The sequence below is a fragment of the Rhodoferax sp. GW822-FHT04A08 genome (assembly GCF_058801025.1).
Window position 1 is genome coordinate 453,582 of sequence record NZ_JBXAMW010000001.1, and the last position, 22,339, is coordinate 475,920.

Annotated in this window: 18 protein-coding genes; 14 read left to right on the plus strand and 4 right to left on the minus strand. The window is 60.7% G+C overall.

The genetic code is table 11. The annotated features are described in order from the left end of the window. Nucleotides 1–74: 74 nt before the first annotated feature. Nucleotides 75–554: a peroxiredoxin gene (locus tag AC1RMF_RS02125; protein ID WP_342621157.1), complete on the minus strand. Its 480-nt coding sequence runs from the start codon at nucleotides 552–554 to the stop codon at nucleotides 75–77. A 134-nt stretch (nucleotides 555–688) separates the two neighbouring features. Next, nucleotides 689–1,054 (minus strand): Mth938-like domain-containing protein, encoded by a 366-nt coding sequence (locus AC1RMF_RS02130; protein ID WP_342617810.1) that lies wholly within the window; start codon nucleotides 1,052–1,054, stop codon nucleotides 689–691. A gap of 113 nt (nucleotides 1,055–1,167) precedes the next feature. Between AC1RMF_RS02130 and AC1RMF_RS02135 the strand changes: the two genes are divergently transcribed. Genes AC1RMF_RS02135 through moaD form a run of 5 tightly spaced genes read left to right on the plus strand, consistent with a single transcriptional unit; the run spans nucleotide 1,168 to nucleotide 6,735 of the window. Beyond that, nucleotides 1,168–2,436, plus strand: coding sequence for a pyridoxal phosphate-dependent aminotransferase (locus AC1RMF_RS02135; RefSeq protein ID WP_493139171.1), 1,269 nt, complete (start codon nucleotides 1,168–1,170; stop codon nucleotides 2,434–2,436). A 31-nt stretch (nucleotides 2,437–2,467) separates the two neighbouring features. After that, complete coding sequence (locus AC1RMF_RS02140; RefSeq protein WP_342617808.1) at nucleotides 2,468–3,790, plus strand: homoserine dehydrogenase; 1,323 nt, start codon at nucleotides 2,468–2,470, stop codon at nucleotides 3,788–3,790. After that, a complete protein-coding gene (gene thrC, locus AC1RMF_RS02145; protein ID WP_493139174.1) occupies nucleotides 3,787–5,226 on the plus strand; it encodes a threonine synthase in 1,440 nt (479 codons plus the stop codon). The genes AC1RMF_RS02140 and thrC overlap by 4 nt, the downstream gene beginning before the upstream one ends. Nucleotides 5,227–5,239: 13 nt before the next feature. After that, on the plus strand, nucleotides 5,240–6,487 hold the full coding sequence (locus AC1RMF_RS02150; RefSeq protein WP_493139917.1) for a molybdopterin molybdotransferase MoeA: 1,248 nt from the start codon (nucleotides 5,240–5,242) through the stop codon (nucleotides 6,485–6,487). Continuing rightward, nucleotides 6,484–6,735: a molybdopterin converting factor subunit 1 gene (gene moaD, locus AC1RMF_RS02155; RefSeq protein ID WP_342617806.1), complete on the plus strand. Its 252-nt coding sequence runs from the start codon at nucleotides 6,484–6,486 to the stop codon at nucleotides 6,733–6,735. Before AC1RMF_RS02150 ends, moaD begins: the two co-directional genes overlap by 4 nt. Here moaD and dapA read toward each other — a convergent pair. Then, nucleotides 6,732–7,631, minus strand: a complete 900-nt coding sequence (gene dapA, locus AC1RMF_RS02160; RefSeq protein WP_493139176.1) for a 4-hydroxy-tetrahydrodipicolinate synthase — start codon at nucleotides 7,629–7,631, stop codon at nucleotides 6,732–6,734. The two genes, moaD and dapA, sit on opposite strands and share 4 nt — an antisense overlap. Nucleotides 7,632–7,905: 274 nt before the next feature. Here dapA and AC1RMF_RS02165 point away from each other — a divergent pair, with 274 nt between their 5' ends. The 3 genes from AC1RMF_RS02165 to AC1RMF_RS02175 all read left to right on the plus strand — a co-directional run bounded on the left by AC1RMF_RS02165 (nucleotide 7,906) and on the right by AC1RMF_RS02175 (nucleotide 12,564). Beyond that, a complete protein-coding gene (locus AC1RMF_RS02165) occupies nucleotides 7,906–8,391 on the plus strand; it encodes a molybdenum cofactor biosynthesis protein MoaE (RefSeq protein WP_342617804.1) in 486 nt (161 codons plus the stop codon). A gap of 259 nt (nucleotides 8,392–8,650) precedes the next feature. Next, nucleotides 8,651–11,254 (plus strand): ATP-dependent chaperone ClpB, encoded by a 2,604-nt coding sequence (clpB, locus tag AC1RMF_RS02170; RefSeq protein WP_493139179.1) that lies wholly within the window; start codon nucleotides 8,651–8,653, stop codon nucleotides 11,252–11,254. Between the two features lie 83 nt (nucleotides 11,255–11,337). Continuing rightward, a complete protein-coding gene (locus AC1RMF_RS02175; protein WP_493139181.1) occupies nucleotides 11,338–12,564 on the plus strand; it encodes an MFS transporter in 1,227 nt (408 codons plus the stop codon). 13 nt (nucleotides 12,565–12,577) lie between these two features. Here the strand turns inward: AC1RMF_RS02175 and AC1RMF_RS02180 are convergent, their stop codons facing one another. Then, entirely contained in the window at nucleotides 12,578–13,471 is an 894-nt protein-coding gene (locus tag AC1RMF_RS02180; protein WP_342617801.1) for a DMT family transporter, read from the minus strand. 115 nt (nucleotides 13,472–13,586) lie between these two features. Here AC1RMF_RS02180 and AC1RMF_RS02185 point away from each other — a divergent pair, with 115 nt between their 5' ends. The 6 genes from AC1RMF_RS02185 (at nucleotide 13,587) to AC1RMF_RS02210 (ending at nucleotide 22,069) form a co-directional block, all read left to right on the plus strand. After that, on the plus strand, nucleotides 13,587–16,874 hold the full coding sequence (locus tag AC1RMF_RS02185) for a hybrid sensor histidine kinase/response regulator (RefSeq protein ID WP_493139183.1): 3,288 nt from the start codon (nucleotides 13,587–13,589) through the stop codon (nucleotides 16,872–16,874). Nucleotides 16,875–16,960: 86 nt separating this feature from the next. After that, a complete protein-coding gene (gene frdA, locus AC1RMF_RS02190) occupies nucleotides 16,961–18,763 on the plus strand; it encodes a fumarate reductase (quinol) flavoprotein subunit (RefSeq protein WP_493139184.1) in 1,803 nt (600 codons plus the stop codon). Then, on the plus strand, nucleotides 18,756–19,511 hold the full coding sequence (locus AC1RMF_RS02195; RefSeq protein WP_493139185.1) for a succinate dehydrogenase/fumarate reductase iron-sulfur subunit: 756 nt from the start codon (nucleotides 18,756–18,758) through the stop codon (nucleotides 19,509–19,511). Before frdA ends, AC1RMF_RS02195 begins: the two co-directional genes overlap by 8 nt. Further along, entirely contained in the window at nucleotides 19,508–19,933 is a 426-nt protein-coding gene (locus AC1RMF_RS02200; RefSeq protein ID WP_493139187.1) for a fumarate reductase subunit C, read from the plus strand. The genes AC1RMF_RS02195 and AC1RMF_RS02200 overlap by 4 nt, the downstream gene beginning before the upstream one ends. Beyond that, the gene (gene frdD / locus AC1RMF_RS02205; protein ID WP_342617796.1) at nucleotides 19,930–20,286 is read left to right on the plus strand and encodes a fumarate reductase subunit FrdD; all 357 of its coding nucleotides are present in this window, start codon (nucleotides 19,930–19,932) and stop codon (nucleotides 20,284–20,286) included. The genes AC1RMF_RS02200 and frdD overlap by 4 nt, the downstream gene beginning before the upstream one ends. A 106-nt stretch (nucleotides 20,287–20,392) precedes the next feature. After that, on the plus strand, nucleotides 20,393–22,069 hold the full coding sequence (locus tag AC1RMF_RS02210; RefSeq protein ID WP_493139190.1) for a formate--tetrahydrofolate ligase: 1,677 nt from the start codon (nucleotides 20,393–20,395) through the stop codon (nucleotides 22,067–22,069). Nucleotides 22,070–22,339 lie beyond the last annotated feature (270 nt).

Sequence of the window (22,339 nt, forward strand, 5' to 3'; positions counted from 1 at the left end):
AACGGCATGTGCCCCATTATGCATAAGCTGGATGACACCGCCACTGGACGTGTGTCAAAACAACAAACCGCGATTCAGGCGGCTTTTTTGTTCAGCATCTTGACCGACTTAAGCACTTCGTCTACGTGGCCTGGCACCTTCAGACCACGCCATTCTTCTTTCAGCAGGCCATCCGCGCCCACCAGGAACGTGCTGCGCTCAATGCCTTTGACTTTCTTGCCATACATGATCTTGTTCTTGACCACACCAAACATGTGGCACATTTTTTCTTCTGTATCGGCGATCAACTCAAAAGGCAATTCCAGCTTGGCCTTGAATTCGTCGTGCGACTTCATGTTGTCACGGGAAACCCCGAACACAGTGGCGCCGGCTTTCACAAAGTCCTTGTACTTGTCGCGGAATTGCATTGCTTCTGTGGTGCAGCCGGGTGTATTGTCTTTGGGGTAAAAGTACAAAACCAGCGTCTTTCCGGCGTGGGAGGTGTTGGTCACCTTGACGCCACCAGTTGCATTTGCTTCGAATTCGGGAAGGGGTTTATTGACAACAATCGCCATAAGGGTATAAATATCTCGCGTGCAGGTGTCAGGCAAAGTGAAGGTCGAACAAGGTGACAGCGTCAATCACTCTCGGCCACAACCTGCGATTTTACCCTGAAACTGACAGCGCTTCCTTTGGGCGCGTGAATGATTCACACCAAAAGTGCCGCGATTACCCTTCTTCCTTCGCCGGCCAGAAAGTTGAATGTCCGGCACGCCGCCTGGGTATCCATGGTTTCCACACCAATTCGCAACCTGTAGAGATTTTGCAGACAACGGGGGTGCGGGAACCGGATACGGTCGCCACTACCGAACACGATCAGTTCAGGTTGCATGTCGGCAAACACATCGAAGTGCTCGGCCGACAACCCGTCAAAACCTGGGCACTGCCAAATGGAAGTCCCTTTCTGCGGACTGATGTACAGGCTGCTGGTGAACCTCTCCCCATTCACGCTCACCCAACCGGGGCCATAGCCGGTAATGCTATGGCGGTTGCTGGCGTCGGGTAAAAGTTTCATGGTTTGGGTGACGGGATGGGAAAAGTGGCGTTGCCTTTGAAGAAGGCAGGCAAATCGGGCAAGTAACTGTGGTCAAATTATAGGTTTCGCCCCGCACCCCTGTTGGAGAGACTTTGAAACCCATTCGAAAATCCGCGAAATTGTCCAATGTGTTGTATGACGTGCGTGGTCCTATTGTGGACGCGGCGCGCCAGATGGAGGACGAGGGGCTGAAGATCATCAAGCTCAACATCGGCAATTTGGCGCCGTTTGGGTTCGACGCACCCGAGGAAATCCAGCAGGACATGATCCGCAACCTGCCCAATTCAGCGGGTTACAGTGACAGCAAAGGCATATTCGCTGCGCGCAAGGCGGTCATGCACTACACCCAGCAGCAGGGCATTGTGGGTGTGACGCTGGACGATATTTATCTGGGAAATGGCGCCAGTGAACTCATTGTCATGGCCTGCAATGCGTTGCTGGATGACGGAGACGAGTTGTTGGTGCCGTCTCCTGACTATCCGCTGTGGACGGCCGCGACCAGCCTCTCCGGCGGCATCCCCGTGCACTACCAGTGCGATGAAGAGAATGGCTGGATGCCCGATCTGGTCGATATCCGCGCCAAGATCACCTCGCGCATCAAGGGCATTGTGGTCATCAATCCCAACAACCCCACGGGCGTGTTGTACAGCGATGAACTGCTGCGTGGCATTGTTGCCATCGCCCGCGAATTCGGCCTGGTGATACTGGCCGATGAGGTATATGACAAGGTACTGTATGAAGGCGCCCGACACACGGCGATTGGCAGCCTGTCCACCGATGTATTGACCCTGACCTTCAATTCACTCTCCAAGGCCTACCGCTCTTGCGGATACCGTGCCGGCTGGATGGTCATTTCTGGCCCCAAGGAGCATGCCAGCGATTTCATTGAAGGGCTGAACATGCTGGCCAACCTGAAGCTGGGCTCCAACGTGCCCGGCCAGTATGCGATTCAGACGGCCTTGGGTGGTTACCAGAGCATCCAGGACCTGGTGAAGGAAGGCGGGCGTCTGCGGCGCCAGCGTGACCTGGCGTATGAGCTGATCACCGCCATCCCGGGAGTCACGTGCGTCAAGCCTGCAGCGGCGCTCTACATGTTTCCGCGGCTGGACCCGAAGATCTACCCCATTGAGGACGATCGCCAGTTCTTCATGGAAGTCCTGCGCGCAACCCGCGTGATGCTGGTGCAGGGCACGGGCTTCAACTGGCCGACGCCTGATCATTTCCGCATCGTGTTCCTGCCGCATGAGGACGATTTGCGTGAGGCTATCGGGCGACTGGCCCGTTTCCTGGAAACCTATCGCAAACGCATGGGGACCGACGGCTTGGTCACCAAGGCCAATACCGCTGCATCTGTCGCCTAACTCTTTCCCACTTTTTCACCAGCTAGATTCCATGAAACCCATCCAAGTAGGCCTTCTGGGCATAGGCGTTGTAGGCAGTGGCACGTTCAACGTGCTTAAACGCAATCAGCAGGAAATACAGCGCCGTGCTGGCCGCGGTATTGAGATCACCATGGTGGCCGACCTTGACGAGGCCCGCGCCCGTTCCGTCGTCGGTCCGGATGTGCAGGTGGTGAACGACGCACGCAAGGTCATCGCCAATCCGGACATCGACATCGTGATCGAGCTGATTGGCGGCTATGGCATCGCCAAGACGCTGGTGATGGAAGCCATCGCTGCGGGCAAGCATGTGGTTACTGCCAACAAGGCCTTGTTGGCAGTGCATGGCACGGAAATTTTTGCAGCTGCATCCGCCAAGGGCGTGATGGTGGCATTTGAGGCGGCAGTCGCTGGCGGTATCCCCATCATCAAGGCATTGCGCGAAGGTCTGACAGCCAACCGTATCCAGTGGATTGCCGGGATCATCAACGGCACCACCAATTTCATCCTGTCCGAAATGCGTGACAAGGGGCTGGACTTTGGCGTGGTGCTCAAGGAAGCCCAGCGCCTGGGCTATGCCGAGGCTGACCCCACGTTCGACATTGAAGGCATCGATGCCGCGCACAAGGCCACCATCATGTCGGCCATCGCGTTTGGTATTCCGGTGCAGTTTGACAAAGCTTATGTGGAGGGCATTACCAAGCTCTCTTCGCAGGACATCAAATACGCCGAACAACTGGGCTATCGCATCAAGTTGCTGGGCATAGCCAAGCGCCGCGCCGACGGTATTGAATTGCGTGTACACCCCAGTCTGGTTCCTGCCAAACGCCTGATCGCCAATGTGGAAGGCGCCATGAACGCCGTGGTGGTGCAGGGCGATGCAGTCGGTACCACGCTGTACTACGGCAAGGGTGCGGGTTCGGAGCCCACCGCGAGCGCCGTGATTGCTGATCTGGTGGACATCACACGCCTGCATACGGCCGATTCCGCGCATCGCGTGCCCCACCTGGCATTCCAACCGAATGCCATGAGCGACACGCCCATATTGCCCATGACCGAAGTGGTGACGAGTTACTACCTGCGCCTGCGCGTGGCCGATCAGGCCGGCGTGCTGGCCAAGGTGACCGGCATTCTGGCCGACTCCGGCATCAGCATTGACGCGGTGCTGCAGCGTGAGGCCGACGAAGTGGGGGGGGCGGACGCCACCCAGACCGATCTCATCATCCTCACACACGATTGCCAGGAGGCGCAGATGAACACTGCATTGGCCCGCATGCAGGCGCTGCCCACCGTGCTGGAGCCCATTACCCGCATTCGTAAGGAAGAGTTGGCATGAAATACCTCAGCACGCGCGCTCCGGCTTCGTCTACCGAGCGCAAGCGCTTTTGTGAAATCCTGCTGGAAGGCCTGGCGCCGGACGGTGGCCTGTACATGCCGGAACAGTATCCCCAAGTCAGCGACGCAACGCTCAGCCGTTGGCGTACCGTGTACCACAAGCAGGGATATGCAGAGCTGGCATTCGAAGTGCTGTCGCTGTACATCGACGACATCCCCGCTGCCGACTTGCGAGCCCTGTGCGCAAAGACCTACACCGCAGAAGTGTTTGGTACTGGCGAAATCGTGCCGTTGCGGCACGTGGAAGAAGGGCTCTGGATCGAGGCATTATCCAATGGCCCCACGCTGGCCTTCAAGGACATGGCCATGCAGTTGCTGGGCAACCTGTTCGAGTACGAACTGGCACGCCGTGGTGCGGAGCTCAACATCCTGGGCGCCACCAGCGGTGACACCGGCAGTGCCGCTGAATACGCCATGCGTGGCAAGAAGGGCGTGCGCGTCTTCATGACCAGCCCGCACGGACGCATGAGCCCGTTCCAGCAGGCGCAGATGTTCAGTCTGCAGGACGCCAACATCTACAACATCGCCATTGAAGGCGTGTTCGACGATTGCCAGGACATCGTCAAGGCGGTCAGCAACGACCTGGAGTTCAAGCGCAAGTACAAGATCGGCACCGTCAACTCCATCAACTGGGCGCGCTTGCTGGCGCAGGTGGTGTACTACTTTGCTGGCTACATCCAGGCTACCGAGAGCAACAGCGAGCGGGTTTCTTTCAGCGTGCCCAGCGGCAATTTCGGCAACGTCTGCGCCGGCCATGTGGCCCGCATGATGGGCCTGCCCATAGCCAAGCTGGTGGTCGCCACGAATGAGAACGACGTGCTCGACGAATTCTTCCGCACCGGGGTTTACCGCGTGCGGGGCAGCGCCGATACCTTCGAGACTTCCAGCCCCTCCATGGATATTTCCAAGGCCAGCAACTTCGAGCGCTTTGTGTTCGACCTGCTGGGGCGCGATGGGTCACGTATCAAGTCTTTGTTTGGCGACGCCGTCAACAGCCAGGGGCGTTTTGATCTGAGTGCGGATCCGCGTTTCGCAGAAGCCGCCACCCGTTTTGGTTTTGTCAGCGGCCGGAGCACGCATGCGGATCGGCTGCAAACCATCCGCGCAACGTGGGAGCAGCACGGTTTCATGATCGACCCCCATACCGCGGATGCACTCAAGGTGGCGCTGGAAAATCGCGCTACGTCCAAGACCATGGTGGTTCTGGAAACGGCATTGCCGATCAAGTTCTCATCCACGATTGTGGAAGCGCTGGGCCGCGAGCCGCAACGCCCTGCAGGCTTTGAAGGCATAGAGGCGCTGCCCAAGCGCGTGCAGGTCATGTCGGCCGACGCCAATGCGGTGAAGGCTCTGATCGCCCGCGAGTGTGGCTACTGATACGCAGGACAAGATGGCTACCGTGCAGCGTGTGCCATTGAAGTCACTAGACGAGGCGCTGGCGCAATTGCTGGCCTCGGTGACACCGATTACCCAGACCGAACGGGTCGCAACGCTGGAGGCCGATGGCCGCGTGCTGGCGCAGGATGTGGTGTCATCCCTCCATGTGCCCCCGCAGGACAACAGCTCCATGGACGGCTATGCGGTGCGGTGCCAGGACATTGCTGTGGCTGGAGTGGTGTTGCCGGTGTCCCAGCGCATCCCGGCAGGGGCCGCTGGATCGCCCTTGCAACCCGGGACCGTGGCACGCATATTTACGGGCGCTCCTGTGCCATTGAGCGCTGATTCCATCGTCATGCAGGAAGATTGCGCGGCAGTTGAGGGCATCGAAGGTTCGCCAGCGCAAGTGCAGGTGAATGCGATCCCAAAGGTGGGGCAGTGGATTCGGCGAGCGGGTGAAGACGTGACCCGTGGCGCCGTGGTTCTAGCCAAGGGACAGCGCCTGGGACCGGCGGCGCAGGGCATGGCCGCCAGCGTGGGCATGGACAGTCTTGCCGTGGTGCGCAAGCCGCGTGTGGCGCTGTTTTCCACGGGCGATGAACTGGTCATGCCTGGCGCGGTAGCGCCACAGGACATGAGGCCTGGTGCCATCTACAACTCCAACCGGTTTTTCCTGAGCAGCCTGCTGCGGCGTATGGGTTGCGAGGTGACGGACTTTGGCATCGTGCCTGACACATTGGAGGCAACCGTAGGCACTTTGCGCGAGGCCAGTGCCTCCCATGACTTGGTGCTGACCAGCGGTGGCGTGTCCACTGGAGAAGAGGACCACATCAAACCCGCGGTGCTGCAACTGGGTAGCCTGGATCTGATGCAGATCGCCATGAAGCCCGGCAAGCCATTTGCCCACGGAAGGGTGGCGCAAGCGCACTTTATCGGGCTGCCCGGCAATCCGGTGTCCAGCTTTGTGACGTTCCTGCTGCTGGTGCGGCCCTTTCTGCTACGTCTACAAGGGGTTGAGAGCGTGGCCCCCACGGTGGAACTGGTTCGGGCCGAATTCGACTGGCCACGTGCCGACAAACGCCGCGAATTCCTGCGTGTGCGGCGCAGTGCCCAAGGCAGTCTGGAATTGTTTCCCAACCAGAGTTCCGGCGTGCTGACCTCTGCGGTGTGGGGTGACGGCTTGCTGGACAACCCCGGCGCAAACGTTATTCAGAAAGGTGATGTGGTGCGTTTCCTGCCTTTTTCGGACCTGCTTGCATGAAGATCACTGTGCGCTATTTCGCCTCCATTCGAGAGGCTCTGGGTACCGGTGCTGAAGCGTGGGAGACGCAGGCTGACACGCTGGCACTGCTGCGCGACGAGCTGATTGCGCGCCCCGGTGCCTTTGCAGAAGTGCTTGCGCGCGGGCGTGCGGTGCGCATGGCGCTCAACCAGGTCATGAGCAGCGAATCCGCAGCCCTCAGCGAAGGCTGCGAAGTGGCCTTTTTCCCGCCCGTCACGGGCGGTTAAGCGGTCGCGAACTGCTTTTCCAATAACTCCATGGCAAAGGCCTGTCGGGCCGGCAACATGGGTTCGCGCAGGCTGTTGTCAATCAACCCCATTTGCGCCAGCGCACTCTTGATGCACGCCGGGTTGGGTTCGGCAAACAATGCGGAAACCAGCGGCACCAAGGGCTTCCAGTGCGCCCGTGCCTCTGCCAGGTCACCGCTACTGATCAGACGGATCACGGCCGCAAAATCCTCCGTGCGCACATGGCTGCTGGCGGCAATGGCACCGCGCCCACCGGCTGCCACCGTGCTGAAAATCTGGTGGTCCTCACCGGCCAGCACTTGCAGCTGGCCATCCGCAATCAGCTGCTGCGTCTTGGCGGCGCTGCCACCGCAGTCCTTGATACCCTGGATATTGGGATGTAGGGCCAAGTGTTGCAGCGTCTGTACGGACATCTCCACGCCTGTGCGGTAGGGAATGTCGTAGATCAGCACGGGCTGGCTGGCGGCGCTGGCAATGGTCTCAAACCAATGCAGCAGCCCATCCTGTGAGGGGCGGATGTAGTGGGGCGCTGCCACCAGCAGACCATGGAGTGGGTAGTCCGCCGCCTTGCGCACAAAGGCCAAGGCATCCTGCAGGTTGTAGCCGGAGTAGCCCAGAATGGCGGGGAGCCCATCGGCATGTTCCAGGACCGTCTCCAGCACCTCCCGTTGCTCCTGCTTGCTGAGCGCTGCCGCCTCACCCGTGCTGCCGCAGACCACATAGCCGGCAATACCTGTCTGGCGGTAGTGGGCCAGCAGCCGCTTGAGCGCCACATGGTCCACCGCCCGGGTATCGGCGGTGAAGGGGGTTATCAAAGGAATCCACAGGCCGGAAAAATCGGCTGTGGAGGGCGAGACTGTTTGCGCTGTCGGCATACCTTGTCCAATCAAAAAATGACCGCAAAAGCCGCCTGCAAAAAAGCGCTGAATCCGGGACCGGGCCCATACGGGCAACTGGTTTGGTTCCATCGCTCATCTGAGGACGGAACCAAAGCTCCGGTCAGATGAGCTTGGTCTTCTTGGATTTGCTGACGCAGGTGTTTCCGCACGCAACCGTCTGGATGGTGCGGGAGGCGGGAAGAACACATGCGAACAACATGGACTGAAGTGTAGCAGTGCAACCAACGGTGCCTGATGCCAAAATGCCGCCATGACACATGCACGCGTATCCATCCAGACCCAGGACTTTGATTTGTCGGAAGAAGTGGCGCGCCTGCGCGCTCTGGACAAGCGGGTCGGGGCGGTGTGCAGTTTTGTGGGCACGGTCAGGGATCGCAATGGTGATGCCGATCCATCGGTGCAGTCCATGGAGCTGGAGCATTACCCTGGGATGACGGAGAAATCGATCGAAGCCATGATCGACGAGGCGCACAAGCGTTTTGACATCTTCGGCGCACGGGTAGTGCACCGGGTCGGGCTGCTGCAGCCTCTGGATCAGATTGTTCTGGTGGCGGTCACCTCGGCGCACCGGGGCGAGAGCTTCAAGGCCTGTGAGTTCCTGATGGATTACCTGAAGACGCAGGCGCCGTTCTGGAAGAAGGAAACCACGCCCGACGGGGCCCATTGGGTGGATGCACGGGTCAGTGATGACGCGGCTTTGTTGCGTTGGGGGATCAGTGGGGGCAACGCGGCGTAGTTGCCTGGCTTTTGGTGGGTTGATGCGGGGTAGCGTAGGCCCCTCATGTGTCCCCTTGGGCCGCAAAATCGGGGCCTACGCTACCCCCGCATCAACCTGTCGGCGTCGTTGGTCCAGGCACGAAGGCACAACCCGCGCAAAAAACAGTTCTTTGACGCAAATCAGCCTTTGGCAGACCTAAGTGCCCCAACGCACTTGAAAAGCAAGCCGCTAGCCCCCAAGCTGTGAAGCAACCGACCTAACCGTCAAAGGAATTCACATGCGTACCGACAAACTCACGACTAAATTTCAGGAAGCCCTGGGTGATGCCCAGTCTCTGGCATTGGGCAATGACCATGCCTATATCGAACCCGTCCACGTGCTGGTGGCCATGCTGCGGCAGCAGGACGGCCCCAAGGCACTTTTGCAACGTGCAGGCGTCAATGTCAACAACCTGCTGGCAGCAGCTGAAGCCGCTGTCAAGAAGCTGCCCACAGTGCAGGGTCAAGAACAGGTGCAGGTGGGGCGTGACACTGTTACTTTGCTGCAGGCAGCTGAGAAGGAGTCCATCAAGCGGGGCGATCAGTTCGTTGCCAGCGAACTGTTTCTGCTGGCCATGGCCGACCACAAGGGGGATTTCGGCAACTTGGCACGCGCCAATGGCCTGACCCGCAAGAGCCTGGAAGCCGCCATTGATGCCGTGCGTGGTGGCCAGAACGTGGACAGCGCCGATGCAGAAGACCAACGCGAGTCGCTCAAGAAGTACTGCATCGACCTGACTGAACGCGCCCGTCAGGGCAAGCTGGACCCGGTGATCGGTCGCGATGACGAGATCCGCCGTGCCATCCAGGTGCTGCAGCGCCGTACCAAGAACAACCCGGTTCTGATTGGTGAGCCCGGCGTGGGCAAGACCGCCATCGTGGAAGGCCTGGCACAGCGTATCGTGGCCGGCGAAGTGCCGGACTCTCTGAAGGGCAAGCGCGTGCTGTCGCTGGACATGGCATCCCTGCTGGCGGGTGCCAAGTTCCGCGGTGAGTTTGAAGAGCGGTTGAAGAACGTACTCAAGGATCTGGCCAAGGATGGCGGCCAGACCATTGTGTTCATTGACGAACTGCACACCATGGTGGGCGCTGGCAAGGCTGAGGGCGCCATGGACGCGGGCAACATGCTCAAGCCCGCGCTGGCCCGCGGCGAGTTGCACTGCGTGGGTGCCACCACGCTGGACGAATACCGCAAATACATCGAGAAGGACGCTGCGCTGGAGCGCCGCTTCCAGAAAATCCTGGTGGGTGAACCCACGGTCGAGGCCACCATCGCCATCTTGCGTGGCCTCAAGGAGCGCTACGAGGTGCACCATGGAGTGGACATCACCGACCCGGCCATCGTGGCCGCCGCCGAGCTGTCCAATCGCTATATCACCGACCGTTTCCTGCCGGACAAGGCCATCGACCTGATCGACGAGGCAGCCTCCAAGATCAAGATCGAGCTGGACTCCAAGCCCGAGGTCATGGACAAGCTGGACCGTCGACTGATCCAGTTGCAGATCGAACGCGAAGCCGTGAAGAAGGAAAAGGACGAAGCGTCAATCCAGCGCCTCAAGCTGATCGATGAAGAGATCAAGAGCCTGCAAAAGGAAATCGCCGATCTGGAGGAAATCTGGAAGGCAGAGAAAGCCACGGCACAAGGCAGCGCCAATGTGCGGGAAGAAATTGACAAGCTGCGCCAGCAGATCGAAGCACTGACCCGCAAGGGCGATCTGGCCAAGGTGGCCGAGTTGCAATACGGCAAGCTTCCCGAGCTGGAAAAACGCCTGAAAGAAGCGCAGGAAAACGAATCCGGCAAGGCCAGAGCCAAAGGCAAGGAAGGCACCGGACCGCAATTGCTGCGTACCCAGGTGGGCGCCGAGGAAATTGCCGAGGTGGTGAGCCGTGCCACGGGCATTCCCGTTTCCAAGATGATGCAGGGCGAGAAGGACAAACTGCTGCAGATGGAAGACAAGCTGCACCAGCGCGTGGTGGGGCAGGAAGAGGCCATCTCGGCCATTGCCAACGCCATCCGCCGTTCGCGCTCGGGTCTGTCCGACCCGAACCGCCCCACCGGCTCTTTCCTGTTTCTGGGCCCCACCGGTGTGGGCAAGACCGAACTGTGCAAGGCGCTGGCGGGCTTCCTGTTTGACAGCGAAGACCATCTGATCCGCATCGACATGAGCGAGTTCATGGAGAAACACTCGGTCGCACGCTTGATCGGTGCGCCTCCGGGCTACGTGGGTTACGAAGAGGGCGGCTACCTGACGGAAGCCGTGCGTCGCAAACCCTATGCAGTGCTGCTGCTCGACGAAGTGGAGAAGGCCCATCCAGACGTGTTCAACGTGCTGTTGCAAGTGCTCGACGATGGCCGTCTGACCGATGGCCAGGGCCGTACCGTGGACTTCAAGAACACCATCATCGTGATGACCAGCAACATCGGCTCGCATCTGATCCAGAGCATGGTGGGCCAGGACAGCGAAGACATCAAGGAGGCAGTGACCGGCGAGCTGAAGAACCACTTCCGTCCCGAGTTCCTCAACCGCATTGATGAGACCGTGGTGTTCCATGCGCTGGATGCGCAGCACATCGCGTCGATCGCCAAGATCCAGTTGCAGGTGCTGATGGCACGTCTGTCCAAGATGGACCTGACGCTGGAAGTGTCGGACGCCGCTGTGGCCGAGCTGGCTAAGGTGGGTTTCGATCCGGTGTTCGGGGCTCGACCATTGAAGCGGGCTATCCAGCAGCGCATCGAGAACCCGCTGTCCAAGCTGCTGCTGGAAGGCCGCTTTGCGCCCAAGGCAACGATCAGCGTGGGGGTCGACCCGATTCAGTCACCGGGCCAGTTCAGCTTCAGCTGACGCCTGAACCGGTAGGGCGAGTCACTGTCCTGGCGGTGACTTAGCGGCGGACAGGGGAATGCGTGGGCGTCTAAGATGCGCGCATGACCTCTGCATCCGCCGCTTCCCTTTCCACTGCCGCGCCTCTGCGTCAGGACGCCACTGTCATCGGCCTGGTCGGTCTGGCGCACGCCAGCTCGCACTTCAGCCATCTGATCCTGCCGCTGATGTTTCCGGTCTTCATGAAAGAGTTCGGCCTCAACTTCTCGCAGGTCGGGTTGTTGATGACCGTGTTTTTCGTTGTCTCCGGTGTTGGCCAGGCCTGTGCCGGTTTTGTGGTGGACCGGCTGGGCGCCAGGCCACTGCTGTTTGCCGCGATGGTGATCTTTGTTCTCACCTGTCTGGCTGCGTCCATGGTCAACGGCTACGCCGGCTTGATTGCCGTTGCCACGCTGGCCGGTGCGGGCAATGCGACTTTCCATCCGGTGGACTTCACCATCCTGAACCAGCGGGTGTCGCAGCCGCGCCTGGGATATGCCTTCAGCGCCCATGGCCTTACCGGCAATCTGGGCTGGGCAGCCGCGCCCGTCTTCATGGCTGGCATCACGGCTGGATTCGGCTGGCGCAACGCCTACGTGGCGGCGGCGCTGATGTATGTGCTGATTCTGATTCTGCTCGTTCTGCAGCGCGACAAACTTAGCACCCAGGTGGTGCACAAGCCGCATGTGGCCGACCCGTCGGTCAAGACCGAACATGCCATGGCCTTCATGAAGCTGCCGGTGGTGTGGTGGTGTTTCGCCTTCTTCCTGCTCTCCACCATGACCCTGGCCGTTGTGCAGGGTTTTGCCGTGTCCATTCTCAAGGCCATGTACGGCGTTGATTTTGAGGCCGCCACCATGACCATTACTGCCTACATGTTGGCCGGTGCTGTGGGTGTCTTTGTGGGAGGCTTTGTGGCGGCGCGCAACGTCAACAGTGACCGTGTCGTTGCCTTGTGCATGGCCGTCGGGGCCATACTTCTGGCCTTGTGCGGCACCGGTTGGCTGGGCTCCCAGGCTGCCATGGTGATATTGGCGTCAACCGGTTTTGCCATCGGCATTGGCAACCCGTCGCGCGACATGATGATCAAGAAGGCAACGCCCAAAGGTGCGACGGGGCGCGTGTATGGCCTGGTCTATTCCGGCCTGGACACCGGATTCGCAATCTCACCGTTGCTCTTTGGCGCACTGATGGACCATGGTCACTACGGCGCCACATTGCTGGGGGCCGCTGTGGTTTTAATGCTCAGTGTGGTGGTGGCGCTGGGCGTGGGTCAACGCACGCAGCATTGAAAAAGCGCTCGCCTCAGAGCTTTTCCAGCAGCCCCTGCAGTCGCCATTGCAGGGGGTTGAGTCCCATGACCAGCAGGCAGGCCAGCAGGATGAGCGCACCACCCATGGCCATGGCAAGGCCGGTGGGCTCGCTCAGCAGCAGCACCGCCCACAGCACGCCAAAGCCGGTGCTCATGAAGGTGGAGCTGAGTGCTGCCATGGGAGGTACGTGGCGCATGATGCGCATGTACATCCAATAGGCCAGGCCGGAAGTCACGATACCGGTCACTGCCACTGCGGCCAGTGCGTGCCACTCAAAGTGGGCGCGGGGAAGGTCGTAGACCGCGCCAGGCACCATCAGCAGCACCGCAGTCGCATGCATGCCAGCAGTGATCTGCAGCGGCTCCATACGGGCAATGGCTCTTTTCAGAAACGGTGTGGATATGCCGGAAATGGCGGCTCCGGCCATGCAGGTAATCGCCGCCACAACCAGAGGCAGCGTGGGCTCCACCGGTCCCAAACGAACCAGTAGCGCAGCGCCTGCCAGGCCCAGCAGGCTTCCCAGAACCTTGGGCGCGGTGAGATGCTCCTCCTTCATCAGAGCCGACGCGAAGGCGCCGAACATGACGGAGGTGACGGTCAGCAATGAGCCATATCCCGCAGGCAGTTGCAGCGAAGAGCGCGCATACAAGGTGTGGGGGCCCGCAACGGCCAGCAGGCCCAGCAGGATCAGTTCCTTCCAGTGCCGCCAGGGCCAGGGCGTCTTGAGTTTCCACATGATCAGGCTGAGCATGACCGTTGCCAGCAGCATGCGCAGGGCCGCCGCCAGATTGGGGCCAAGCGCAGGTGCGGCAATGCGTGTCAGCATGAACGATGCCCCCCACAGCGCGGACAGGGCAACCAGCTGAAAAAAGTATTTGGCTTTCACTGACTCACATTCTGCTGCATGCCCGCAGTGCCTGACTATGCCGAAAGCGACACTTTGTACCCCGATTGGCAGGGCGAGGCATACGCAACGGCAATTGCTGCACCTAGAATCCCTCATGATCAAACATGGGCAATCGGGCAATACGCGCTGGCCGAAATGGCCGCTCCAGCGCGCCATTGCAGTGTTTGCACTGGTGGTGGGCGTCGTGATTTGTGTCCTGTTTGCCTACGGCCTTTGGCGTGATTACCCATCGGCGGTGGCACTTGCCGTTCCACCGGAAGAAGTCCTCAGCCACTGGCGCAAGCGTGCCCTTTACGAGTCCATGGCCGTGCTTGCGGTACTGCTGTTCCTGGCCGTGTGTACAACCGTGGTGCTGGCGCAATTGCGCAGACGCATGCAGGCGGAGTCCGCGTTGCAGCTCAGTGAAATCTCGGTGCTGAAGTCATCGCTTCCCACACTCTGGATTGGCTCGGATGGGCAGATTTTGCGGGTGAACCAGGCGACCTGTGACCTTCACGGTTATACCGAAGCCCAGATGTTGTCCATGACCGTGATGGACCTGAACCCCAGTATGCCCGCAGCGCACTGGCCGGGGCATTGGAAGCGCTTGCGCAAGGCCGGTCACATGCAGTTCGAGACGACCCACCGCACGGCAAGCGGCGCCGTGGTGCCCATAGAAGCCGAGTTGAATTTCATCGTGTTTGATGGCCGCGAATACAACTTCGCTTTCTTGCGGGACCTGACCGCACGCAAGCAGACCGAAGCGGAAATCCAGCGCAGTGGCGCGATGTTGCGCGGTGCGATGGACGCAGTGGACGAGGCCTTTGTCCTGTTCGACAGCGATGACACGCTGGTGTATTGCAATGACAAGTACACCCAGCTCTATCCCCAGTTGCGTGACGTGGTGGTGCCCGGCGCCAAGTTTGAGGACATGATTCGTGAAGGCACACGGCGCGGCCTGTACCGCGAATCGCAAGGGCGTGAAGAGGAGTGGATTGCCGAGCGCCTGAGGGCTCACCGCCAAGGTGACGAGACCCGCGTGCAAGTACGGGATGATGGCCGCGTCATGCGCGTAATAGACCGTCGTACGCCCGAAGGAAACATTGTGGGCATACGCATCGACATCACGGACATGGTGCGCGCTACCGAAGAAGCGCAGGAGGCCTCCCGCTACAAGAGCCAGTTCCTGGCCAATATGAGCCACGAGATCCGCACGCCCATGAATGCCATCCTGGGATTGCTGGCACTGCTGCAGAAGACCGAGCTGACTGCCACGCAGCGCGACTATGCCGAAAAGACGCTGGGCGCTGCCCGTTCATTGTTGGGACTGGTGAACGACATTCTGGATTTCTCCAAGGTCGAGGCCGGCAAGATGGAGCTGGATCTGCAGCCTTTGCTGCTGGAGCGCATGCTGGATGACATTGCGGTGATTGCCTCCTCCAGCGTTGGTACCAAGTCAGTCGAGGTGTTGTTCGACATCGCAGCCGATGTGCCGGCCGAAGTGGTGGCGGATGGGTTGCGGCTGCAACAGGTACTTCTCAATCTGCTGGGCAACGCCATCAAGTTCACGGAAGAAGGTCAGGTGGTCTTGCGCATCCGTGTCGTTCCCACGCAGTCGGCAGACGCGGGTCAGGGAGTCGAGTTTGCGGTGATGGACACCGGCATCGGCATTCCGCCGGACAAGCAGGAGCATGTATTTACCGGCTTTTCGCAGGCTGAATCCACCACGACCAGGCGCTTTGGCGGCACTGGCCTCGGTCTGGCTATTTGTCGGCGGCTGGTGGCGCTGATGGGCGCGGAATTGCGTCTTCAGAGCACACCGGGGCAGGGCAGCACATTCCGCTTCACGCTTCCCCTGTCGCGCACAGGGCGTGGCGACACGCTGGTGCTTGGGGCCCAGCTGTCCAAGCGGCCGCTGCGTGTGCTCATCGTGGATGACCACGCGGCGGCGCGCGATGTGATTGGCAACCTGACGCGTGCCTGGGGATGGCACACCGAATCGGTAGCTGGCGGGGAACAGGCGCTGCAGCGGCTGCAGAGCAATGCGCAAGGTGAGCCTTCGGGTTGGGATGTCATCCTGCTGGATTGGCAGATGCCCGGCATGGACGGCTGGGAAGCGGCAAGACGAATCCGGGCACTGCCCCAAACCGCCATGCAGCGCCCGCGCATCGTGATGCTGACGGCCAATTCCCGCGACACGCTCGCCGTGCGTCCGCAGCAGGAGCAGGCCCTGGTCGAGTGCCTGCTGTTCAAGCCTGTGACTCCCAGGGCATTGCAGGACGCTGCGCTGGGGCGTCTTCCCGCTGATACCCGCGTGCTGCAGACCCGCAACGGCAACTGCCCACTGGCGGGCATGCGTATCCTGGTCGTGGAGGACAACCTGATCAACCAACAGGTTGCTGAGGAGCTGCTGCACGCAGAGGGGGCATCGGTCTCGCTTGCTGCCAACGGTCAGCTGGGTGTGGATGCAGTACGGACGTCCGAGCCGGCGTTTGATGTCGTCCTGATGGATATCCAGATGCCCGTGCTCGACGGTTACGGTGCCACCCGCAAGATCCGTCAGGAGTTGGGCTTGACCGCACTACCTATCGTGGCGATGACCGCCAACGCCATGGCCAGCGACCGGGCTGCCTGTCTGGCGGCCGGCATGAACGAGCACGTGGGAAAGCCCTTTGATACGCAGCACCTGGTGACGGTGCTGCTGCAAGTGACCGGCAGGGCGTCGGCTGAATTCAATAGTGTGGTCGATAGCGAAGTGGAATTTTCCAGTCCCTACCTCGACGTGAAAACCGCCGTGGATCGGCTTTCCGGCATGCAGGACGTGTATCTCGGGCTGGTGCCGGAATTCGTGAAAGCGCTGGACCTGGTGGATGCGCATTATCGTCAGGCCGTGCTACAGCACGACATGCCGTCACTCGTGGCCCAGATGCATTCACTCAAAGGCGTAGCCGCCACGCTGGGGGCGCAGCCCTTGTCGGACCATGTGGCGGGCCTGGAAGCACGGTTCAAGCAATGCACGAAGGCAGACGAGGCGCTGGACCACCTGCCCGCGCTGGCGACCCTGGTGCAGGCCACCCGAATGGCCGCTGAACGGGTTCTGCAGCAGCTGGATGCCGCCGTTGTTTCGTCTGTAGCTTCGCCCGCACCTGCATCGCGTGCCCACCCGGCTGCGAGTGCGCAGCAGTGGGCTACTGCGCAAGTTTTCCTGCGCTCTCTGTGTGCCTTGATGGCCAGGAGCGACCTGGACGCATTGGAACAATTCGCCCAGCGTGGTGATGCCTTGGAGGCGCTGGACCCCGATGCAGTCGACGCCATCGGGCGCTCGCTTCAGCTGCTGGATTTCAGAACCGCCATGCAACTGTGTGCGGTGCAGAGCAGGGCGCTGCCGCAGGCGTCTAGTTGACTGGCTCTTGACTTAGGTCAGTCATTGAATAACGCACAGGCGTAGAGTTACCCCACAGTGCTAGCCGCACATCGAAGGGGAATCGAATGCAAGTAGTACAGGCAGACGTCGCCATCATTGGCGCAGGAGGTGGCGGGCTGAGAGCGGCCATTGCCGTGGCGGAAGCCGATCCCACACTGCGCGTGGCGCTGGTATCCAAGGTCTATCCCATGCGCAGCCACACAGTGGCTGCAGAAGGCGGTGCCGCAGCGGTCACGCAGGCGCATGACAGCCTGGAGGCGCACTTCCACGACACCGTGGCCGGGGGCGACTGGTTGTGCGAGCAGGACGTGGTCGAGTCCTTTGTGGCGCAGGCCCATGACGCCATGGTGCAGATGGAGCACTGGGGCTGCCCCTGGAGTCGGCGTCCGGATGGCCATGTGAACGTGCGCGCCTTTGGCGGCATGAAGATCGAGCGCACCTGGTTTGCCGCGGACAAGACCGGCTTTCATATGCTGCACACCTTGTTCCAGACTTCCATCAAGTACCCGTCCATCCAGCGTTTTGACGAATATTTCTGTGTGGATCTGGTGCAGGACGAAGGCCGTGTGCAGGGCGCGGTGGTCATCAACATCGCGACCGGCGAGTTCACCCTGATTCAAGCCAAGGCGGTCATCATCGCCACCGGCGGTGCGGGCCGCGTGTTCCGCGAGAACACCAACGGCGGCATCGTCACTGGCGACGGCATGGCACTGGCCTACCGCCACGGCGTGCCGTTGCGCGATATGGAGTTTGTCCAGTACCACCCCACCTGCATGCCCGGCACCGGCCTGCTGTTTACCGAAGCTTGCCGGGGCGAGGGCGGCTTTCTGCTCAACAAGGACGGCTACCGCTACCTGCAGGACTATGGCCTGGGACCGGCTACGCCGGAGCCGCGCAACAAGGCCATGGAGCTGGGCCCGCGCGACCGCCTGAGCCAGGCTTTCTGGCATGAGAAACAAAAGGGCCGCACGGTGACCACACGCCACGGTGAAGTGGTGCATCTGGACTTGCGCCATCTGGGCGAGAAGAAATTGCGTGAGCGCCTGCCGCAAATCTACGAACTGGCAGTCGAATACCTGGGCGTGGACCCGGCCAAGGAACCGATTCCCGTCCTGCCGGCCGTGCACTACACCATGGGCGGCATCATTGCCGACGGCAATACGGCGGCCACTTTGCCGGGGCTGTACTCGGTGGGTGAATGCTCCAGTGTGGGCATACACGGTGCCAACCGCCTGGGCTCCAACTCGCTGACCGAGCTGATCGTGTTCGGCAAGATTGCCGGCGAGCAGGCCGTGCGCTTTGCCAAGGAGCAGGGCAAGCAGGGCGCACCGGTTGCACGCTTGCTGGATCAGGCCAACGCCGCACAAGCCAGTGCCGAGGCACTGCGCACGCGCCGCACGGGGACTGAACGCGTGGCCACCATACGCCGTGAAATGGCGCAGACCATGGAAGACGGTTGCGGCATCTACCGCATGGAGTCCACCATGCAGCAGACCTGTGACAAGCTGGCCGAGCTGCGCCAGCGTTACAAGAACATCAAACTGGACGACACGTCCCAAGGCTGGAACACCGACTGGCTGCTGGCCATTGAACTGGGCTATCTGCTGGAGGTGGCTGAGGCCATGGCGCATTCGGCGCTCAATCGACGCGAGTCGCGCGGCTCGCACCAGCGGCTGGACGGTTTTGAGGTGCGGGACGACGTCAACTTCCTGCAGCATTCGCTGGCCTACTACCAGGGCGACGGACCGCCGCGCATAGCCTACGGTCCCGTCAAGATCACCAGCTCGCAACCCGGTACCCGTGCCTATGGTGCAGCCGGAGAAAAGGCCGATGCCGAGCAGCATGCCAAGGAGAAGTCAAATGGCTGAGCCCAGCAAAATCATAGAGATTCAGGTACTGCGCTACCGCCCCGAGCAGGAATCCGTTCCGGTGTGGCAGAGCTACCAGGTGCCGTTCACCGAAGACATGTCGGTGCTGCAGGGACTGCAGCACATCAAGGACGAGATTGACGGCACGGTGAGCTTTCGCTGGTCCTGCCGCATGGCGATCTGCGGCAGCTGCGGCATGATGATCAACTCCAAGCCCAGCCTGTCGTGCCAGACCTTCTTGCGCGATCTGCTGCCGGGGCCGGTGCGGGTGGAAGCACTGGCGCATCTGCCCATCGAGCGCGACCTGGTCGTGAGCGTAGAGCCTTTCGTGAAGAAGCTTGAAAGCATCAAGCCCTACATCATTCCCAAGGAAGAACGTACCCTGGCCCAGGGCGAGTATTTGCAGACACCTGCGCAACTGGAGAAGTTCGAGCAGTTCAGCTCTTGCATCAACTGCATGCTGTGCTATGCCGCCTGCCCGCAGTTCGGCTTGAACCCCGACTTCACCGGACCCGGTGTGTTGGCCCTGCTGCATCGCTACAACGCTGACTCGCGTGACGGCGGGCGCGCACAGCGCATGGAAATATTGAATGCGGAAGAAGGAGTCTGGAGTTGCACTGCGGTGGGCTACTGCTCCGAGGTTTGCCCCAAAGGCGTTGACCCTGCCAATGCCGTGAACCAGAACAAGGTGAACAGTGCCCTGGACTACTTCATCCGTTTCCTCCCCAAGAAAGGAGAACCTGCATGAAGCCCGAATCCAACAGCGGCGGCGTTCGCCGCAATCCGCCTTATGTGCGCCCCATGGAGGGCTGGTGGAGGCGCAATCCTTTCTTCGTGCGCTACATGGCGCGTGAGGTCACCGCAGTGGGCGTGTGGGTGTATGCGCTCATCTTGACCGTGGGGGTGGTCCGGCTGGCGCAAGGCGAGGCCGCTTGGAATGGCTGGTTGCTGGCCTTGCAGTCGCCCTTGTCCATCGTGCTGCATCTGGTGCTGCTGGTCTGCATGGTGCTGCATGCCTACAGTTGGTTTGAAATCATGCCCAAGACCATGGCGCCTATCGTGGTGGGTGGCGAGCGGGTCTCCGCAGAGCGCATCCAGCGCAGCGGCTGGACCGCTGCCGTGGTGGTGACGATTGTTGTGCTGCTGCTGGCAGTGTGGAGCCAATCATGAAGCGTTCCAATGCACCGTTTTTCTGGCTGATGTTTGGCGCAGGCGGCATGCTCTCGGCCTTGCTGGGCACGGCGCTGATCTTCATCACCGGTCTGGCCGCGCCACTGGGAGTCGGGTTGAAGACCGACTTCATGAGTTATTCGCGCACGCTGGCTTTTGCGCAGAACTTCGTCGGCAAGGGTTTTGTTTTTGTGGTCATCGTGCTGTTTGCCTGGCATGCCGCGCACCGCATCTTTCACAGCCTGCATGACGTTGGCATTCCGCATGGCACGCCTTCCAAATTGGTATGCTATGGCAGCGCATTGGTGATGACGCTGGTGGCTGCCTACAGCTTGCTGCATATCGGGTTTTAGGGAGCATGTGCCGGTCAGGTTTGTGTGCGCTGCAGACCACAGTGCCAGAGTTGCAAATCGGGAGCCTCCCCGTTATGGTTGATGACCCATAAAAACAGGAGACAACGTGGCACTTTCCGACATCGACATTGCGCAGGCTGCAAGCCTTGTTCCCGTCATGCAACTGGCCAGGGAGCGGCTTGGCATTCCGGCCGAAGCGCTGGAGCCCTATGGTCACTACAAGGCCAAGATTGATCTGGGCTGGCTGGACCGGCATCCCGGCCCCGACGGCAAACTCATTCTGGTGACGGCCATCAGCCCGACTCCCGCGGGCGAAGGCAAGACCACTACCACGGTCGGACTGGGCGACGCGCTCAACCGCATCGGCAAGAAGGCGGTCATCGCCTTGCGCGAACCTTCTCTGGGTCCGGTGTTTGGCATGAAGGGCGGTGCCGCGGGTGGCGGCTATGCGCAGGTGGTTCCCATGGAAGACATCAACCTGCACTTCACCGGTGATTTCAGTGCCATCGCACTGGCGCACAACCTGCTCGCCGCATTGCTCGACAACCACATCCACCACGGAAATGCGTTGGGGCTCGATGTGCGGCGCATCACCTGGCGCCGTGTGATGGACATGAACGACCGGGCCTTGCGCAACATCGTGGTGTCGCTGGGTGGTCCGGGCAACGGCTTTCCGCGCGAAGATGGTTTTGACATCGTGGTGGCGTCCGAGGTCATGGCCATCTTCTGCCTGGCCACCTCACGCCGGGACTTGAAGGAGCGGCTGGGCAACATCATCGTGGGTTACACGCGCGAACAGCTGCCAGTGCGCGCGCGCGATCTGCAGGCGCACGGCGCCATGGCGGCATTACTAAAGGATGCCATCAAGCCCAATCTGGTCCAAACCCTGGAGAACAATCCGGCCATCATCCATGGCGGCCCATTCGCCAACATCGCGCATGGTTGCAACACCATTACTGCCACACGCGCTGCCCTGAAGCTGGGTGACTATGTGGTGACCGAGGCGGGCTTTGGCGCCGATCTGGGGGCAGAGAAGTTCATCGACATCAAGTGCCGCAAGTCGGGCCTGCGCCCGGATGCGGTGGTGGTGGTCGCAACCGTGCGTGCGCTCAAGCACCATGGCGGCGTGGATGCCAAGAACCTGAATGTGCCCGATCTGGCAGCCTTGGAGCGAGGCATGGCCAATCTGGAGCGGCACGTGAGCAACGTGCGCAACCACTACGGCCTGCCATGTGTGGTGTCGGTCAATCACTTTACCTCGGACACGACCGAAGAACTCGATCTGCTGCGCTCCAGCATGGAGCGGTTGGGCGTGCCCATGGTGGTGGCCAGGCATTGGGCCAATGGCTCCAAGGGCGCCGAGGAATTGGCGCGCAAGGTGGTGAAGATCGCAGAGGCGGGCACAGCACGCATGAGCTATGTCTATGAGGACAGTGACTCCTTGTGGGACAAGATGAAAGCGATTGCCACCAAGGTGTATGGCGCTGCAGACATCAATGCCGATGCGGCCATACGCGCGCGTATCCAGAAGCTGCAGGATGACGGCTATGGTCACTATCCAGTGTGCGTGGCCAAGACCCAGTATTCGTTTTCCACCGCCCCCAAGCTACGCGCGGCGCCCAGCGGTCACATCGTGAATATCCGGGAAGTGCGGCTGGCGGCCGGAGCCGAGTTTGTGGTGATGATCTGCGGCGACATCATGACCATGCCGGGCTTGCCAAGGGAGCCGTCCTCCATGCGTATCGACGTGGACGACGATGGAAAGATTTCAGGGCTGTTCTGAGTCGAACGGGTCGAAGTCACCCAACAGGAGGGCGGGCCGTTGCAGCGTTCTGCAAAAGTCGGCCCAACTCTGCTCTGCAGACGTTTCCATGATCACGGACTGTGAGCCAATGCATGGAGAAGATGCAGCCTCGCTTGCAGCCGTTTCGCTGTTGCCAAGCGATCCGTCAGCATTCTGCGATGGAACAATCACGTTCACCAGGACTTCTCCAATTCAAGGGTGACTAGGGGCGATACATTTCGATCATATTATTGACCAAGCCGAACAAAA